Here is a 17,254-nt window from a genome sequence, read left to right as displayed (position 1 = left end):
GAGATCGTAGGCGCCGGTTCCCACCGACCGACGTCGACGGCCCGGTCGGTGCGACCGGGCCGTCGACGATCGTCACGGGACGTCAGTTCAGGCGCACCCGCGGGTCGAGGAACGCGTAGGCGATGTCGACCAGGATGTTGGCCACCACCACCGCGACCGTGCCCAGCAGGGCGATGCCGATGATCACCGGCTGGTCCTGCTGCGTGATCGCCGTGACCGACGTGCGGCCGAGCCCGTCGATCGAGAAGACCTGCTCGGTGACGATGACACCGCCGACGAGGCCGGCGACGTCGATGCCGAACTGCGTGACGACCGGCGTCAACCCGCTGCGCAGGCCGTGGCGGAGCACCACGCGCCGCTCCGAGAGGCCCTTGGACCGCGCGGTGCGGATGTAGTCCTCGCCGAGCACCTCCAGCATCGAGGTCCGCGTGAGCCGCGTGTAGGCGGCGGCGGACACCAGCGCCACGGTGATCCACGGAAGGATCATGTGGAGCAGCCACTGGCCCGGGCTCGCCGAGAACGGCACGAACCCGCCCGCCGGGAATATCTTGACCCCCGCCAGGGTGAGCTGGAAGTACAGGAAGAACAGCAGCAGCAGACCGAGCAGGAACGTCGGCATCGAGTAGAAGAACAGCGCGAACACCGTGAGGCCGCGGTCGAGGAACGACCGGGGACGCGTCGCGGAGAGCACACCGTTCGTGACGCCGATGATCAGCCAGATGATCGCCGCCCCGATCGCGATGGACAGCGTCTTGGGCAGCGCCTCGGCGATCACCTGGGTGACCGGGATCTGCTTGTAGTAGTCGTACCCGAGGTCGCCGCGCAGGGCGTTGCCCACGAAGCTCAGGTACTGCTCGTAGAGCGGCCGGTCCAGCCCGAGCCGCTGGTTGATCAGCGCGATCGTCTGCGGGGTGGCCTGGCGGCCACCGAGCGTCTGGGCGACGTTGCTGGGCGCGATGTAGAACGTGGCGAACAGGATCAGCGTGATGAACCAGATGACCAGGAGGCCCTGGAGCACCCGGCGGACGAGGAAACGGATCACTTCTTCTCGTCCTCCGTCTCCGACTCGGTGGCGAAGAGCCGGTCCGAGCGGGGGTCGAACGCGTCGCGCACGCCGTCACCGAACAGGTTGAACGCCAGCGTGGTGATCAGCAGCGCCAGGCCGGGGAACAGCAGGTACCAGTAGGCCACCCGGTAGTAGTTCAGCGACCCGTCCAGCATCCCGCCCCACGTGGCCGTGGGCGGCGGCACCCCGAGCCCGAGGAACGACAGCGTCGCCTCGGACACGATCGAGATCGGGATGAGCAGCGTCGTGTAGACGATCACCGGCGCGAGGACGTTCGGCAGGATGTCGACGAACATGATCCGCCGGTCGCTGGCACCCAGGGAGCGGGCCGCTTCGACGTACTCGCGCTCCCGGATCGAGAGCACCTGACCGCGCACGATGCGCGCCACCGACGACCAGCTGAAGAACGCGATGACGATGACCGTCACCGTCAGGCTGGGGCCGGAGATCGACACGATCGCGATCGCCGCGAGCAGGAACGGGATCGAGAGCACCGTGTCGATCAGGCGGGCGAGGACCGTGTCGACGATGCCGCCGAAGTAGCCGGCGACGATGCCGATGACGACGCCGACGGCCACCGCGATGAGCGTGGACAGCACGCCGACCAGCAGCGAGATGCGGCTGCCGTAGATGATCCGGACGAACAGGTCGCGGCCCAGGTCGTCGGTGCCCATGATGAACTGGCCGGTGGGCGGCTTCGGCAGCCCGGCCGGGGTGAGGCCCGCCTGCCGGTACTGGTCGTCGGGGCCGTGCCCGACGAGCGACGCCACGAGCGGGGCCGCCAGGGCCAGGATGATGATGATCGCGATGACGACGAGGGACACCATCGCCACCTTGTCCCGGCGCAGCTTCGCCCACGCCAGCTGCAGCGGCGTACGACCCTCGATGCGCGACTCGCCCTCGAGCTCGAGGGCGTCCGGCACGATGGGCTCGGGAGCCGCGGGGTCGTGCTTGGCGAGATCGGTGGTCATGCGGACGTTCCCTTCTCCGCGGCGGAGGCGTCGAAGCTCAGGTCCGGGTCGATGTCGGCGATCGCCGGTCTCGACGCGGTGAGCAGCTCGCCGTCGGCCAGCGGGAAGTGGCACGCCACCTGGTGCACGGCGTCGTCGCCGAGGCGGGACACCAGCTCCGGGTCGTCGGTGACGCAGATCTGCTGGGCCTTCGGGCAGCGCGGGTGGAACCGGCAGCCGGTGGGCGGGTTCGCCGGCGACGGGAGGTCACCGGTGAGCACGATGCGCTCCCGGGCCGCCACGGCGTCCGGGTCGGCCGAGGGCACGGCCGAGAGCAGGGCCTGCGTGTACGGGTGGCGCGTGTGGTCGTGGAGGTCGTCGACCCCCGCGATCTCCACGATCTTCCCGAGGTACATCACCGCGATCCGGTCGCTGACGTGGCGCACCACGGACAGGTCGTGGGAGATGAACACGTAGGTGAGGTCGAGCCGTTCCTGCAGCTCGGCCAGCAGGTTGATCACCTGCGCCTGGATCGACACGTCGAGCGCCGACACGGGCTCGTCGCAGACCACGAGCTTCGGGTTGAGCGCCAGGGCGCGGGCGATGCCAATGCGCTGGCGCTGGCCGCCGGAGAACTCGGCCGGGAACCGGTTGTAGTGCTCGGGGTTGAGCCCGACCAGCTCCATCAGGTCCTGCACCTTGCGCTTGCGCTCGTCGCCCTCGGCCACGCCGTGGATCGCGAACGGGTCGCCGATGATGGACCCGACCCGGCGGCGCGGGTTCAGCGAGCCGTACGGGTCCTGGAACATCACCTGCATCTCGCGCCGCAGCGGCCGCAGCTCACCGCGCGAGAGCGTGCTGATGTCGCTGCCGTTGAAGTTCACGGTGCCCGAGGTCAGGTCGTAGAGCCGGACCATGCAGCGGGCCAGGGTGGACTTGCCGCACCCCGTCTCGCCGACCAGGCCCAGCGTCTCGCCGGGGCGGACCTGCAGGCTCACGCCGTCGACGGCCTTGAGCACCGGCTGGGGGCCGCCGAACAGCGGGCGACGGCCGATCGGGAAGTGCTTGCGGACGTCGGTGACCTCGAGCAGGGGGGCCACCGCGTTGTGTTCGGTAGTAGTCACGACGCCTCTGCCTTCGTGCGCTGCGCCCGCTCCACCGGCAGCCAGCAGGCCGAGGTGTGGGGGCCGCCGCCCGGGATCTCGACGGTCGGGGGCTTCTCGCGGCAGCGGTCCATCGCGTGCACGCAGCGCGGTTCGAACGGGCAGCCCGGAGGCGGGGTGATCATGCTGGGAGGCGTGCCCGCGATGGGGGTGAGCTTGCCGCGCCGGCCCGAGGTGGGCAGTGAGTTGAGCAGACCCTCGGTGTAGGGGTGGTGGTGGCGGTAGAACAGGTCCCGGCGCTCGGCCCGTTCCATCACCTGCCCGCCGTACATCACGACGACCTCGTCGGCCATGTCGGCGACCACGCCCAGGTCGTGGGTGATGAGGATGATGGCGGTGCCGAACTCGCGTTGCAGGTCGCGCATCACGTCGAGCACCTGGGCCTGGACCGTGACGTCCAGGGCGGTGGTGGGCTCGTCGGCCACGAGGACCGCGGGGTTCAGGGCCATCGCCATCGCGATCATGACGCGCTGGCGCATGCCGCCGGAGAACTCGTGCGGGTAGTTGTCGATCCGCGTACGCGGGCTGGGGATCCCCACCGCGTCCAGCAGGTCGACCGCCCGCTGCCGGGCGGCGGACTTCGAGGTGCCGCGCTCGTGCGCGCGGATCATCTCGACGATCTGCCACCCGACCTTGTAGTAGGGGTGGAGGCTGGAGAGGGGGTCCTGGAAGATCATGCCGATCTTGGCCCCACGGATACGGCGCAGCGTGTCGGGGTCGGCCCCGAGGAGGTTCTCCCCGTCGAGGGTCGCCCGACCCGAGACGCGGGCGCCTCGGGTCAGGCCGACGATGGTCTGGGTCGCGACCGACTTGCCGGACCCGGACTCCCCGACGATGCCGAGCGTGCGTCCCCGGTCAACCGAGAACGACACGCCCCGCACCGCACGCACGACGCCGTCCGGGGTACCGAACGAGACGTGCAGATCATCCACTTCGAGGAGTGGCATGTGAATGGATCAGCCGTTCTTGTCCGCGTCGAGCCAGACGTTGGTCGGGTCGAAGTTCTGCAGCGAGTCCATGTAGACGGCGTTGTGCACCTGGGTCGCGCGATACGTCGGCCAGTTCGGGTTGGTGATCGGGAAGATGGCGACGTCCTTGGTGATCAGCTCGTCGAGCTGGCCGAAGAGGTCGTTCTGCTTCGCGACGTCCGTGGCCGCCAGCGCCTGCGTCAGCAGACCGTTGGCCTCGGCGCTGTTGTAGTAGCCGTAGTTGCTGCCGACCGGCGGGAACGACGGCTGACCCGAGAACAGCGGGCTGAAGAACGAGATCGCGCCACCGTTGCCGAACCAGTCAGCACCCCAGCCCGCGAGCGAGAGGTCCCACACGCCGCGGGACGCCACGTCGGGCACCTGCAGGTACTTCGTGTAGAAGTCCGCGTTCGGCGAGGGCACGCCCTCGACCTTGACACCGATCTTGCTCAGGTCCTGCTGGATCGTGGCGAAGGTCTTGGAGCTGGCCTCCGACGCGTTGCGGTACAGGAACTTCAGCGTCAACCCGTTCGGGAACCCGGCGGCGGCCAGCATCTGCTTGGCCTTGGCGGCGTCGTACGGGTAGGGGTTGCTGTCCTTCGAGCCGGCGAGGCTCGGCGGCAGGATGTGGGTCAGCGGCGGCGAGACCGCCGGGCCGCCCTGCACCTGGATGATGTTGTCGCGGTTGATCCCGTAGGCCAGGGCCTGCCGGACCTCGGGCTTGGCCAGCGCCGAGCCGTTGTTGGGCGACTTGAAGTTGAAGATCACGTACGGGTTGCTCGACGCCGTCGAACCGAGGGTGAGGTTCGGGTCGTTGGCCGCCTGCAGCTGCGGGATCTGCGATGCCGGCGTGGCCACGTCGAACTGCATGTCGGCGCTGGGCGTGTTGGTCTGCAGCTGCTGCTGCACCGACTCCTGCGACTGGGTCTCGTCGATGACGATCTTGTCGACGAACGCGCCGCGCACCGTGTCGGTGGAGGCGTTCCAGGACGGGTTGCGCGAGAGCTCGATGCGCTTCGTCGGGTCGTAGCTGTCGACCTTGTACGGGCCGTTCGCGATGAGCTTCTTGCCCAGGTCGGTGCTACCGGGCACCGAGTCGAGGTACTCGACGGGGGCCGGGCCGAGGGCCGGCAGCGTCAGCATCTCCGCGAGGTAGGGCGCGGGCTGGTTCAGCGTGAAGACGACGGTGCTGTCGTCCTTCGCGGTGACGCCGGCGAGCGGGGTGTTCTGGATGTAGGCCTTCATCGCGGCGGCGTCCTGGCCGATCTTCGCGAAGCCGTCGCAGAACGCCTTGAACCCGACGAACAGGTTCTGGAAGTCAGGCAGGCCACCGAAGGGCTGCACGGGGTTGCAGGTGCGCTTGACGCCGATGACCTCGTCGGCCGCGGTGACCGGGCGGGGCGGCGTGGAGTTCCACATCGTGCCCTGCTTGATCTTCACGGTCCACGTCTTGCCGTCGGCGCTGATGCCGCCGTTGTCGGTGGTCGGGATCGACTCGGCGAGGTCCGGCACCGCGGTGCGGTTGGTGGCCGGGTCGGCCGGGTTGGTGAACAGCTGGCGGCTGTACATGCGCGCCACCTGGTAACCCACCGAGTAGTAGGTGATGTTGGGGTCCATGTAGTCGACGTCGCCCGCGCCCAGCATGTTGAGCGTGCCGCCCTTGACGGCCCCCTCGGCGGTGCCGTTGCGCTGGGCGTCAGAACCCGCGCCACCCGTGCCACCGTTGTCGGCCGCCGTGCCGCACGCCGCCAGCACGACCGCGGCCGCAGCCCCGATCGCGATCAGCGACGCGGCTCTCGTTCTCCTCATGGATTTCCTGACCTCTCTCCGCTGGACAGTCCCGGTCGGATGTCCGTGTCGTCACGGGACGATGCCGCCGCCCATGTCGACGAACGGGTGCATCGACCCTTCGGCACCGTAGAAACCGGTTGCGCGACCGTCACCGGCGCCCCCCTCATCGTGACCAAAGGGTGACCGGAACCGAACACACCGGATCCACGTGATTACCTATCGGTAACTAAGTGCCGTCGGGAGTATGCCGTCAACCGGTTGACGGGCGCCAGTCCTCCGCCCCGGTCAACGGTCCGCTCTCCAGCGGGCCGGGCCCGACGTTCGTCGCCGCGTCGGCGGCCGCCGTACTGACCACCAGCGTCACCGGCTGGAACAGCGGCAACGCCGGCATCTGCTGCCAGAGCAGGCGTTCGACGGTGCCGGCCAGGTCCGGCCGCGGGTTCGCCGAGGTCAGCTCGTCGAACAGGGGCTGCAGGGCGGGCGAGCAGAACCCGGTGGGCGAGCGCGGGGGCGCCGGTACCAGCGCCGTCGGCTGCGGGCAGCCGTAGTCCGACGAGAGCTCGGTGCCGAGGTCGCCGCCGACGTTGCGCGGCAGGACCATCATGTCGACGCGCACGCCCCCACCCGATGTGGAGGTGGTGGTGGGGGCCGCCGACCTCGTGGGACCGGGGGTGGGGGTCGGCGTCGCCGACGGGGTGGGCGACGGGCTCGGTGGCGTGGGAGGCACGGTGACCAGCCCGAACAGGTCCGTGGCCGTAGGGGCCACCACCGTCGCGGCGATGCCGGCGGCCGCCAGCTGCTTGGCGACGACCTGCGCCACCTGCTGGTCCTCCGGCCGTTCCGCGGCGGCACCGATCACGAGCTGGGAGGGGCGGCCGCCCGGGAGGTCCCAGCGGCCGGTGACGGCGTTGCGCGCCCATCCGGCCGCCGTCAGCTGCCGCGCCGCGTACGCCGGGTCGGGGCGGGCGGGCGCTCCGGCGGGGGCCGTCGACGCGTAGCCGGGCTCCGAGGGAGCCAGGCCGAAGGCGTCGGCGGGCAGGGCCTCCGGCGCGACGGCGGCCCGGACGGCGTCCCGGTCGATGATCGCGCCCATGGCCTGGCGGACCCGGGGGTCCGCCATCGGGCCGCTGTCGCCCCGCAGCCCGAGCTGCGTGACGACGGGCTGCGGCGCGATCTGGACGTGCGGGGCCGGGCTGAGTCCGCCCAGCGCCGTGCGCACGGCCTGGTCGGCCTCCGGCAGCGCGATGGCGATGTCACCCGAGGACAGCCCGGCCACCATGCCCGCGGCGTCGAGGCGGCGGAACTCCAGCTGGTCGAGCACGGCGGGCGTGGCCCAGTAGGCGTCGTTGCGGGCGAGCTGGACCTGACCGCGGGCACGGTCGACCCCGATCACCTTGAACGGCCCGCCCGACGTCGGCAGGCCGCCGGCGAGAGCGCCGGTCCAGGAGCCGGGGGCGTCCTTGAGCAGGTGCGCGGGGAGCAGGTCGGAGAACAGCCGCTGCCAGCCCGGGTAGGCGTGGGAGAACACGACGTCGACGGCCTTGCCCCCGGCCCGCGACTTGATGTCGGTGATCAGCCGGTAGCCCGCCGCGTCGGTGGTGCCGACGTCGCCGCGCATGCGCTCCCACAGGTAGACGAAGTCCTCGGCCGCGATGGGCGCGTTGTCCGACCACGACGCCTCGAGGTTGAGCTCGTAGGTGACCGTGAACGGGGCGGTGGACGACACCGTGGCGGACGTGGCGATCGTCGGGTCGATCTGCAGCGCACCCCGGGCGTCGGGACGGAACACCGACGGCAGCACGAGGGTGGCGAGCGCCGTGGTGAGCGGCGACTGGTTGCCGATGAGGTGCGGGTTGAACCCGCTGGGGATGGCGTCGACGCCGACGACGAGCTGCGTCGGCTCCTTCTGCGGCGTGGGGATCGGTGGAGGCGGTGGCGGCGTCGTCGGGGAGTTGCTGCAGGCCGCGAGCAGGACCGCCAGTAACAGCAGGAGCACGGTCCTCGTGCGACTCACACACACCTCCGGTCCTGCGGTGCGGACCGGCGGTCCGCGGCGGGTGCCATGGTCGCCCCCGCCGCGGGACCGGCTAGCTGGAGGCCTTGGCCCGGGCACGCATCCGGCCGCGGAGGTGCGAGTCGAGCTCGACCTTGCGGATGCGCACCGACTCCGGCGTGACCTCGACGCACTCGTCGTCGGCGCAGAACTCCATCGCCTGCTCGAGCGTGAAGATCGTGGGCGGCGTCAGCTTCACCAGCTCGTCGCTGGTGGACTTGCGCATGTTCGTGAGCTTCTTCTCGCGCACGATGTTGACCTCGAGGTCCTCGTTGCGCGTGTACTCGCCGATGACCATGCCGGCGTAGACCGCCGTGCCCGGGCCGACGAACAGCACGCCGCGGTCGGCGAGCGCGTCCACCGCGTAGCCGGTGACCGGGCCGCTGCGGTCGGCGATGAGCGAGCCGCGCAGGCGGTCGGTGATCTCGCCGACCCACGGGCCGTAGCCGTCGAACACGTGGCTGGCGATGCCCGCGCCGCGGGTGATGGTCAGGAACTCCGTGCGGAAGCCGATCAGGCCCCGCGAGGGCACCTTGTAGTCCAGCCGCACACGGGTGTCGCCGTGGACCATCTGGATCAGCTCGCCCTTGCGGCCCGACACCAGCTGCGTGACCGCGCCGAGGCTCTCGGTGGGCACGTCGCACGACAGCTGCTCGAACGGCTCCTGCTTCTTGCCGTCGACGATCTTCGTGACGACCTCGGGCTTGCCGACGGTCATCTCGAAGCCCTCACGGCGCATCTGCTCCACCAGGATGGCCAGGGCCAGCTCGCCACGGCCCTGCACCTCCCAGGTGTCGGGGCGCTCGGTGGGCAGCACGCGCAGCGACACGTTGCCGACGAGCTCGCTGTCGAGGCGGCCCTTCACCTGGCGGGCGGTGAGCTTGGTGCCCGGATGCGTGTCGCGGCCCACGAGCGGGCTCGTGTTGATACCGATGGTGACCGAGATGGCCGGCTCGTCGACGTGGATGCGGGGCAGCGCCACCGGGGTCTCCGGGTCGGCGAGGGTGTCGCCGATGGTGACGTCCGGGATGCCGGCGACGGCCACGAGGTCGCCCGCACTGGCCGACTCGGCCGGCACGCGGGTGAGCGCCTCGGTGCGCAGCAGCTCGGTGATCTTGACGCGGCTGACCTTGCCGCCGTCCTGCATCCACGCGACCGACTCGCCGCGGCGGATGACGCCCGCCCGGACCCGGCACAGCGCGAGGCGGCCGAGGAACGGGGTGGCGTCGAGGTTGGTGACGTGGGCCTGCAGCGGCGCGTTCACGTCGTCGGCGGGCGGCGGGACCGTCTCGGCGATGACGTCGAACAGCGACTCGAGGCCGGGCTCGTCGGGCAGCTCGCCGTCGGCGGGGCGCGTGCGTGACGCGCGACCGGCGCGACCGCTCGCGTAGACGACGGGGAGGTCGAGCAGGCGCGAGGTCATGGCCTCGTCGATGTCGAGCTCGTCGGCCAGCTCCAGCAGCAGCTCGAGGCTCTGGTCGACGACCTCCTCGATGCGGGCGTCCGGGCGGTCGGTCTTGTTGACGACCAGCACGACGGGCAGGCCGGCGATGAGGGTCTTGCGGAGGACGAAGCGCGTCTGCGGCAGGGGGCCCTCGCTGGCGTCGACGAGGAGGACGACGCCGTCGACCATGGACAGGCCGCGCTCGACCTCGCCACCGAAGTCGGCGTGGCCGGGGGTGTCGACGACGTTGAGCGTCATGCCGCGCCAGCTCACCGCGGTGTGCTTGGCGAGGATCGTGATGCCCTTCTCGCGCTCCAGGTCACCGGAGTCCATGACCCGGTCGACGAGGGCCGCGCGCTCACCGAAGGCGCCGGACTGGCGGAGCATGGCGTCGACGAGCGTGGTCTTGCCGTGGTCGACGTGGGCGACGATGGCGACGTTGCGGAGCTGCGCGCCAGGCCCACGGGTCACGCTGGACTGGGCCGCGGGGTCCGCGAGGGTGGTTGCTGTGCTCACAACTCAGGATAGCCCGGGCGTGCCGGCGTTCATTCCCAGGTGTGAGCAGAGGCTCCCGTGCGGAGGCCCCTCGCCCTTTCGCGGCACTTGCATCGAACGCCCATGTCCGGGTGGCCGTCAAGGTCCCGTTCATGATCACTTCGTGGCGCCTGGCCCTGAACCGATCCGTCCGGACCCCCACGCCGAGCGGCCACGATCGGGAGCCGGGCGGTCGGATCCGGAGCCGCGGAGAGGCGGCGGGAGCGGACGGGGCCCATTCGCACGGTGCCCGGGCCGGGTCGCGGAAGGTCGGCGCCCCGGGTCCGGGGCCCGGTGCAGACGTGGTGGAGATCACGTCCTCCGGGTGCCGGCGGCGGCGAGCAGACAGGCCATCCCGCGAGTCGGGGTCTCCGTGCGCGCGAGTCGGGGTCTGCGTGCGCGCGAGTCGGGCCCTGCGTGCGCGCGAGTCGGGGTCTGCGTGCGCGCGAGTCGGGGCGTCCATGCGCGCGAGTCGGGGTCTCCGTGCGCGGTGTCACCGGCGTTGAGGGCGCCGCGGTGTGGCGAGCTGGGCGCGGCGGGGCGTGAATGTGGACGGCCAGCAGTGCCGGACCGGCCGAGGCGGGGGTGGTTGCCGTGCGGCCAGAGCTCCATGATCACCGTTGGGGGACGTGCAGCCGCCGCCCCGACGGTCGCCGGTCCCGAACCGCCGATCACGAACCGACGGCGCTCCCGTGATCGGCAGAGCGGGACTCTCCGCCGTGGCTCACGCGGTTCGCCGTCCCCGGGCAGTGATCACCGCCCGGACATCTCACGCGCCGGGCCGGACCTGCACCGACCGGGCCCGGTCCAGCTCGTGGGCGATCTCGGCCAGCACCGCCTTGGGTCGTCCGACGAGGTCGTGCCACGTGTAGCGCAGGATCGTCCAGCCCTGGCGCACCAGCGCGTTCTGGCGGCGCTTGTCGGCGGCCGCGCGTTCGGCGTCCATGTGCCAGGCCCACCCGTCCACCTCGATCGCGACGCGGGCGGCGGGGAACGCGATGTCGATGAGGTGGCCGCCCGCCGGGAACGCGCACTGCCATCCGGCCGCCCCCGACTCGCGGAGCATCGCGACCAGCAGCCGCTCGGCCACGGACGCGGAGCGGTCGGCGGCGGCCACGAGCATCCGGCCGGCGCTCGCCGAGCCGTGTGATCCGAGGTTGCGGCAGTACGCCTCGTAGACGTCGGGGAAGCGCACCCACCGCTGCAGCGCCCGGTCGAGCAGCAGGCTGCCGCGATCCCCCTGCTCGACCGCCGACTCGATCACCGTCAACGGCGGCGCGGTGACCACGAGGCCGCGGTGCACCGCGACGTCCTCCGCCGCCAGCTCCCGGCGGCGCACCGCCACCCCCGGCCGCGAACGGGGCCGCCGGTGCCGGCCCACCGTGACCCCGACGGTGGCCGGGGCCCGCTCCGCCATGCCCTGCCACCACGCCGCGGCCGTGCCCGACAGGGTGGCCCCGTCACCGGCCCACAGCAGGGCGGCCCGCACGCGCACCTCGTCGTCGCGGCGATGGCCGGCGGCGAGGTAGACGCGGGGGTGCAGCGGCCGCCAGCGGCGCAGGCGCAGGCGGTGGTCGATCGTGTCCGCGGTGAGGCCCGCGGCGAGCGCCTGCTCGCGGGAGATCACGCCGGCCTGCCGGACGAGGATGCTGTCGATGGACATGCGGCTTGGACGGCGCCCGCACCGCCGGGGTTCCGTTCCGCCGCAAGGAGATTGCGATCGCGAACGCGGCCGGCCCATGATCGCCGCTTCGGGACGGGGAGCCGCACGCCGTCCGGTTGCAGGCCCCGAGGCGCCGATCATGGACGGGAACCCGGCCCATGATGACGCCCGGGGACCGGGAGGCGTCCCACAGGCGGTCGACGGTCCCGAGGCGGTGATCACGCCGGGCTCCCCGGGGTCGTGCGCGGATATCAGTGCGGGAACACCGTTATCCGCGCACGGCTATCCGCGCACGGCCATCCGCGCACGGCCATCCGCGCACGGCCATCCGCGCACGGCTATCTGCGAACGGGCACGGTGAGCAGCGCCTCCAGGTCGGCGAGGACCGCGCGGTCGGCGGCGACCCAGTTCGCCCCGGCCAGCTCGGCACGGCCGACCCAGCGCAGGCCCGAGTGCTCCAGCGCCACCGGCTCCGGCGAACCGGGGTCGAGCTCCGCCGTGTGCACACGCAGGACCGCGGCGTCGATCGGCAGGTCCGTGCCGAGCCTCCCGGTGGCCCGGACCGCGATCCCCAGCTCCTCCCGGCACTCGCGCGCGACGGCGTCGGCCTCGGACTCCCCCACCTCGACGCGCCCACCGGGCAGCTCCCACATCCCCGCCAGCGCGGGCGGGCGGGTGCGCTGCGCGATGAGGAGTCGCCCGTCGCGGACCAGCGCGGTCGCGACGATCACCGGTCCGGCCATCAGCTCCACCGCCCTCTCCAGCAGCACGGCGCGGCGGGCCGTGAGCAGGTCGGCGCCGACCCGGCGCAGCACGGCGGCGTCGGCGAGGCGCCCGAGCGGGCCGAGCGGCGAGGTCCAGCGCAGCTCGTCGTGCACGCGGGTGCCCGCGCCGTCCGGCGTCAGGGTGACGTCGTGGTGCAGCGCGGGCAGGGGTCCTGCGCGCAACGCCGACGTGATGCCCGACGCCGAGACCGTCCCGACCACCGTCCGCACCGGAACGCGCAGGCCCGGCAGCACCCGCCCGACCACGCGGACCTCGTCGCCGGGCGACAGCAGTCGCGGCCCGTCACCCCAGCGGTGGCCGAGCCGGGCGAGCGCCTCCGCGGCCATGTGGGCGTCACGCAGGATCCCGGCGACCGTCCGGGGCGGGGCGTCGACGAGGACGGTCGAGCTCAGAACCGGCACGGGCCCTATCGTCCACCCGTGGACGATCTGCGCGCCGACTGCGGCAGCTGCGCCGGCCTGTGCTGCGTGGCACCGGCGTTCGCGGCCTCGTCCGACTTCGCCGTCGACAAGCCGGCCGGGCAGCCGTGCGCGAACCTGCAGCCCGACTTCCGCTGCGGCATCCACGCCGACCTGCGCGAGCGCGGGTTCGCCGGCTGCACCGTGTTCGACTGCTTCGGTGCCGGCCAGCAGGTCACCCGCGTGACGTTCGGCGGGCGTGACTGGCGCTCCGACCCCGCGATCGCGCAGCCGATGTTCGACTCCTTCGCCGTGATGCGACCGCTGCACGAGCTGCTCTGGTACCTCGCCGACGCGCTGGGCCGAGCCGAGGCCGAGCCCGTCCACGCCGATCTGGGACGAGCGCGGCAGCGGGTGGAGCGACTCACCCGCAGCAGTCCCGACGAGCTCGCGGCGCTCGACGTGAACGCGCTCCGGGGCGAGGTCAACGTCCTCCTCCTGCGCACGAGCGAACTGGTGCGCGCCCCCGACCTCGCAGCCCCCCGGCCACCTCGCAGCGCGCCGGCGGGCTGCGACGACACCACACGGGCTGCGAGGTCGGTGCGCCGGCGGCGGCGTACCGGTCGGCGCGGCGCCGACCTGCGGGGCGCCGACCTCACCGGCCGCACCCTCTCCGGGGCCGACCTGCGGGGCGCGAGCCTGCGCGGGGCCTCCCTGATCGGCGCGGACCTCACCGGCGCCGACCTGCGCAGGTCCGACCTCATCGGCGCGGACCTGCGGGGTGCGGACCTCGCCGGCGCGGACCTGACCGGAGCCCTCTTCCTGACCCGCTTCCAGGTCGACGCGGCGCACGGCGATCCCACCACCCGCCTCCCGTCGACGCTCGACACGCCACCCCACTGGCGCACGACCCTCCCGATCACCCCGACCAGGCGGCCGTGATCGCCGTGTGCGCTGATCACGCTGCGGGCCACCGCACCGGAATGGGCAGGGCGGTCGTCAGGACGGGGACGTCGCCGCAGGCCAGCGCACCTCCAGCCGCGCGCCGCCCGCGGCCGTCGCCCCGGCCGCCACCGTCCCCCCACGGCCCTGCACCAGCGCCGCGACCAGTGCCAGACCCAGCCCGGCGCCGCCCCCACCCTCCGGATCGAGGCGCGTGAAGCGGTCGAAGACGCGCAGCCGGTCGCCCGGGGGGATGCCCGGACCGTCGTCCTCGACGACCAGCCGCACCCAGCGCCCCGCGGGCAGCACCACGACCCTGACCAGCGATCGGGCGTGCCGTCGCGCGTTGCCGACGAGGTTGTCGAGCACGAGCGCCACCTCCGTGGGGGTGGCCGCCACCGACGCGGGACCAGGGGCGACGACCTCGGTGGCGGGCCCGCCGACCACCCGCCCGACCGCCGCACGGACGGCGTCGACGAGGTCCACGGGCCGGGCGGCGACGCGCTGACCGGCGTCGGCCCGGGCGAGGGCGAGCAGGTCCGACAGCAGCGTCGTCAGCCGCGCGGCCTCCTCGGCGACCGACCGGAGAGTCTCGTCGGTGAGCTCGGGATCGGGATGGGCCACCGCCACCTCCGCCTGCGCACGGATGGCGGCCACCGGGGAGCGCAGCTCGTGCGCGGCGTCGCCGGTGAACCGCTCCAACCGGGACACGGCCTCGTCCCGCCGCGCCAGCAGCAGGTTGATCTCCTCGGCCAGCGCGCGCACCTCGTCGCGGGCCACCGGCACCGGCAGCCGTTCCCCCGGGGGCAGGCGCGCGGCGGCCGTCCGCATCCGGTCGACGGGGCGCAGGGCCGCACGCGTGGCCGCCCAGGCCGCGGCCGCGACCACCACCGCGACCAGCACCGCCGCCAGCACGAACGCCGCGGCCGCCCGGGCGATCAGGGTGGCGCCGCCCACGAGGTCCCCCGTGACGACGACGAGCCGCGTCGACCCGTCCTTCGCCACCGCGGGCTCCGCCAGCACGCGCCGCAGCTCCCGGAACGATCCGACGATCAGTGGCTGACCGGCCGCGAGCTGCCGCACCTGCCCGACGTCCAGTGGCAGCGCGGGCCCGCCGTCGACCGGATCCCCCGCCGTGTCGACGACGCGCAGGCCCGGGGCCCGCACGTTCCTCGGCGCGTCCCCCGCGACGAGCTGGGTGACGGCGGCGTCGGCCTGCTGGCGCAGCTCGTCGTCGGCCGCGCCGAGCAGGGCCCCGGTGAGCAGCCCGGCGCCGAGCCGGCTGAGCAGCAGCAACGTCACCAGCGCGACGGCCCCGACGGCGAAGGTGATGCGCCACCGCAGCGGGCGGGCCGCCCACCAGCGTCGGAACCTCATGATCCGACGATGTAGCCGAACCCGCGCACCGTCTTCAGCACGTGCCCGGCCCCGACCGCCTCCAGCTTGCGCCGCACGTACCCGACGTAGACCTCGACGACGTTGCGGCTGGCCGCCTGCTCGTCGCCCCAGACCATGCGCAGCAGGTCGTCCTTGCCGACGGCGGTGTCGGGACGGCTGGCCAGCGCGTGCAGCAGCGCGAACTCCCGCGGCGACAGCTCGATCGACTCGCCCTCCCAGCTCACCGACCGCGCCACCGGGTCGACGATGAGCGACCCCAGCCGCACCCGCTGCCCCGTGCGGCCCAGCGTGGCGTCGCGGCGGCGCAGCATGGCCTTGAGCTGGGCGACGAGCACCACGAAGGCGAACGGTTTGACGAGGTAGCCGTCGGCGCCGAGGTCGAGGCCGTCGGCCTGGTCGAACTCGCCGTCCTTGGCCGAGACGAGCAGCACCGGCGTGTCGACGCCCGCGGCGCGCAGCTGTTCGAGCACCCGGTAGCCCGACAGGCCGGGCAGGATGATGTCGAGGACGATCGCGTCGAAGCTGCCGGTGAGCGCGGCGTCGAGCGCCGACGGCCCGTCGCGCAGGGCCACGACCTCCATGCCCTCCGCCGTCAGGCCGCGCGCCACCGCCGTCCGGATGCCCGGCTCGTCATCGACCACCAGTACGCGTGCCATCAGTGGAAACGTACCGGGACCTCACCTCAGAACACTCTCAGCAGCGATGAGTCAGGCTGTGGTCATGGCGCGAACAGGTACGGCAGGACGCAGAGTGGCGGCCGGGATCGCAGTGGCGGGAATCGTGGGGCTCGGACTGCTGGCGATACCCGCCGGCGCCGGTGCCGCACCCCAGCTGCCCCCGGTGAGCGCCGAGGACCTCGTCAGCTCCGTGTTGGCGGCGCATCCCGGCCCGCTGAACGGCACGGTGGAGCTCGACAACAACCTGGGCCTCCCCGCGCTGCCGGGCATCCCCCAGGCCGCCGACGGCACGAGCACCGCCCGGATCTGGACCGACGGCACGAGCAAGGCCCGCGCCCAGGTGCCGTCCGGCACCGGTGAGCGCACGCTCGTCGCCGACGGCACCACGTTCTGGTCCTGGAACTCCGCCGACAAGTCCGTGACGAAGGCGCCGGAGGGCAACAGGCCCGCGACCACCCCGGAGAAGGCCGCCACCGACCCCGCCGCCGCGGCCACCGAGGCCATCGCGAAGCTGCGCGCCACCAGCGTGGTGAGCGTCGACGGCACCGCCGAGGTCGCCGGCCGCCCGGCCTACGCCCTCGTGCTGACCCCGGCACCCACCGAGCGGACGCTGCTGCGCGAGGTGCGCGTGGCCGTCGACTCGGAGACCCGCATGCCGCTGCAGCTCGCGGTGCTGGCCAACGGCTCGTCCGACCCGGCGCTGCAGGTCGGGTTCAGCGACATCACGTTCGGCCCGCAGGACGCGTCGCTGTTCACGTTCACGCCCCCGCCCGGCTCCACCGTGACCACGCCCGACCAGACGGCCAAGCCGGCGAAGCCCGAGGGCCCTCCCGCCGGCGCCACGAAGCCGACGGTCGTGGGCGACGGCTGGGACACCGTGCTCGTGGCGAGCATGCCCCGGCAGGACGCAGGGGCGGCCCCCAGGCGCGGCTCGTTCGACCTCTCGTCGCTCGGCACCCCCGTCAGCGGCACCTGGGGCAGCGGCCGGCTGATCACCACCGCCGTCGCGGCCGCGATCATCACCGACGACGGCCGCATCGCGATCGGTGCGGTGCCCGAGCAGGTGCTCACCGCGGCACTGGCGAAGTAGTGACCACAGCACTGACCGAAGAACCGCAGGTCACGACGGCGCTGGCGGCCCGCGCCGTCGGCCTGCGGAAGGTCTTCGGCGACACCGTCGCCGTCGACGGCATCGACCTCGACGTCCCCGCCGGGTCCGTGCTGGGCATGCTCGGCCCCAACGGCTCGGGCAAGACCACGCTGATCCGGATGCTGCTCGGCCTCACCCGCCCCACGGCGGGCACGGCCGAGCTGCTGGGCCACCCGATGCCCGACGGCGCGGCGGACGCCCTACCCCACGTCGGGGCGCTGGTGGAGGGCCCGGGGTTCCACTCGTTCCTGTCGGGCCGGGAGAACCTGCG

Annotated in this window: 14 protein-coding genes (1 of these 14 only partly in view); 3 read left to right on the top strand and 11 right to left on the bottom strand. The window is 72.8% G+C overall.

Annotation, left to right across the window (positions count from 1 at the left end; genetic code table 11):
- Window positions 1-82: 82 nt before the first annotated feature.
- The 9 genes from BGP03_RS21430 to BGP03_RS36020 all read right to left on the bottom strand — a co-directional run bounded on the left by BGP03_RS21430 (window position 83) and on the right by BGP03_RS36020 (window position 12,819).
- Window positions 83-1,042 carry an ABC transporter permease gene (locus BGP03_RS21430; RefSeq protein WP_296371404.1) on the bottom strand — a complete coding sequence of 320 codons (960 nt, stop codon included), beginning with the start codon at window positions 1,040-1,042 and terminating at the stop codon, window positions 83-85.
- A complete protein-coding gene (locus BGP03_RS21425) occupies window positions 1,039-2,037 on the bottom strand; it encodes an ABC transporter permease (protein ID WP_296371406.1) in 999 nt (332 codons plus the stop codon). The genes BGP03_RS21430 and BGP03_RS21425 overlap by 4 nt, the downstream gene beginning before the upstream one ends.
- On the bottom strand, window positions 2,034-3,140 hold the full coding sequence (locus BGP03_RS21420) for an oligopeptide/dipeptide ABC transporter ATP-binding protein (protein ID WP_296371408.1): 1,107 nt from the start codon (window positions 3,138-3,140) through the stop codon (window positions 2,034-2,036). The genes BGP03_RS21425 and BGP03_RS21420 overlap by 4 nt, the downstream gene beginning before the upstream one ends.
- On the bottom strand, window positions 3,137-4,126 hold the full coding sequence (locus tag BGP03_RS21415; protein WP_296371410.1) for an ABC transporter ATP-binding protein: 990 nt from the start codon (window positions 4,124-4,126) through the stop codon (window positions 3,137-3,139). Before BGP03_RS21415 ends, BGP03_RS21420 begins: the two co-directional genes overlap by 4 nt.
- 9 nt (window positions 4,127-4,135) lie before the next feature.
- The gene (locus BGP03_RS21410) at window positions 4,136-5,956 is read right to left on the bottom strand and encodes an ABC transporter substrate-binding protein (RefSeq protein ID WP_298799280.1); all 1,821 of its coding nucleotides are present in this window, start codon (window positions 5,954-5,956) and stop codon (window positions 4,136-4,138) included.
- A gap of 232 nt (window positions 5,957-6,188) precedes the next feature.
- Window positions 6,189-7,952, bottom strand: a complete 1,764-nt coding sequence (locus tag BGP03_RS21405) for an ABC transporter family substrate-binding protein (protein ID WP_298799281.1) — start codon at window positions 7,950-7,952, stop codon at window positions 6,189-6,191.
- Window positions 7,953-8,025: 73 nt separating this feature from the next.
- A complete protein-coding gene (typA, locus tag BGP03_RS21400; protein ID WP_296371572.1) occupies window positions 8,026-9,906 on the bottom strand; it encodes a translational GTPase TypA in 1,881 nt (626 codons plus the stop codon).
- 832 nt (window positions 9,907-10,738) lie between these two features.
- Complete coding sequence (locus BGP03_RS21395) at window positions 10,739-11,632, bottom strand: DUF559 domain-containing protein (protein WP_298799282.1); 894 nt, start codon at window positions 11,630-11,632, stop codon at window positions 10,739-10,741.
- A gap of 338 nt (window positions 11,633-11,970) precedes the next feature.
- Window positions 11,971-12,819 carry an NUDIX domain-containing protein gene (locus tag BGP03_RS36020; protein ID WP_363094203.1) on the bottom strand — a complete coding sequence of 283 codons (849 nt, stop codon included), beginning with the start codon at window positions 12,817-12,819 and terminating at the stop codon, window positions 11,971-11,973.
- A gap of 18 nt (window positions 12,820-12,837) precedes the next feature.
- On the opposite strand from BGP03_RS36020, the gene BGP03_RS21385 reads away from it, so the two are divergent.
- Window positions 12,838-13,758, top strand: coding sequence for a pentapeptide repeat-containing protein (locus tag BGP03_RS21385; RefSeq protein WP_296371418.1), 921 nt, complete (start codon window positions 12,838-12,840; stop codon window positions 13,756-13,758).
- Window positions 13,759-13,815: 57 nt separating this feature from the next.
- Here the strand turns inward: BGP03_RS21385 and BGP03_RS21380 are convergent, their stop codons facing one another.
- On the bottom strand, window positions 13,816-15,135 hold the full coding sequence (locus tag BGP03_RS21380; protein ID WP_298799283.1) for a HAMP domain-containing sensor histidine kinase: 1,320 nt from the start codon (window positions 15,133-15,135) through the stop codon (window positions 13,816-13,818).
- Entirely contained in the window at window positions 15,132-15,812 is a 681-nt protein-coding gene (locus BGP03_RS21375) for a response regulator transcription factor (protein WP_296371422.1), read from the bottom strand. The genes BGP03_RS21380 and BGP03_RS21375 overlap by 4 nt, the downstream gene beginning before the upstream one ends.
- Window positions 15,813-15,876: 64 nt before the next feature.
- Here BGP03_RS21375 and BGP03_RS21370 point away from each other — a divergent pair, with 64 nt between their 5' ends.
- Both BGP03_RS21370 and BGP03_RS21365 read left to right on the top strand, forming a co-directional pair.
- The gene (locus BGP03_RS21370) at window positions 15,877-16,923 is read left to right on the top strand and encodes an outer membrane lipoprotein carrier protein LolA (protein WP_298799302.1); all 1,047 of its coding nucleotides are present in this window, start codon (window positions 15,877-15,879) and stop codon (window positions 16,921-16,923) included.
- Window positions 16,923-17,254 carry the 5' end (the start) of an ABC transporter ATP-binding protein gene (locus BGP03_RS21365; protein ID WP_299737219.1) on the top strand. 610 nt of this gene lie beyond the right edge of the window, so the window shows 332 of its 942 coding nt (coding positions 1-332); its start codon is at window positions 16,923-16,925; its stop codon lies off the right edge, out of view. Before BGP03_RS21370 ends, BGP03_RS21365 begins: the two co-directional genes overlap by 1 nt.

This window comes from Pseudonocardia sp. 73-21 (genome assembly GCF_001899645.1).
GTDB lineage: Bacteria > Actinomycetota > Actinomycetes > Mycobacteriales > Pseudonocardiaceae > Pseudonocardia.
The sequence above is the reverse complement of the archived record's forward strand: the minus strand, read 5'-3'. Positions and strand labels throughout refer to the sequence as shown.

Bases quoted from the DNA above. Each gene is read 5' to 3' on its own strand.
- BGP03_RS21370 (WP_298799302.1), top strand. From the start codon at position 15,877: ATGGCGCGAACAGGTACGGCAGGACGCAGAGTGGCGGCCGGGATCGCA.
- BGP03_RS21395 (WP_298799282.1), bottom strand. From the start codon at position 11,632: ATGTCCATCGACAGCATCCTCGTCCGGCAGGCCGGCGTGATCTCCCGC.
- BGP03_RS21375 (WP_296371422.1), bottom strand. From the start codon at position 15,812: ATGGCACGCGTACTGGTGGTCGATGACGAGCCGGGCATCCGGACGGCG.
- BGP03_RS21415 (WP_296371410.1), bottom strand. From the start codon at position 4,126: ATGCCACTCCTCGAAGTGGATGATCTGCACGTCTCGTTCGGTACCCCG.
- BGP03_RS21410 (WP_298799280.1), bottom strand. From the start codon at position 5,956: ATGAGGAGAACGAGAGCCGCGTCGCTGATCGCGATCGGGGCTGCGGCC.
- BGP03_RS21380 (WP_298799283.1), bottom strand. From the start codon at position 15,135: ATGAGGTTCCGACGCTGGTGGGCGGCCCGCCCGCTGCGGTGGCGCATC.
- BGP03_RS21425 (WP_296371406.1), bottom strand. From the start codon at position 2,037: ATGACCACCGATCTCGCCAAGCACGACCCCGCGGCTCCCGAGCCCATC.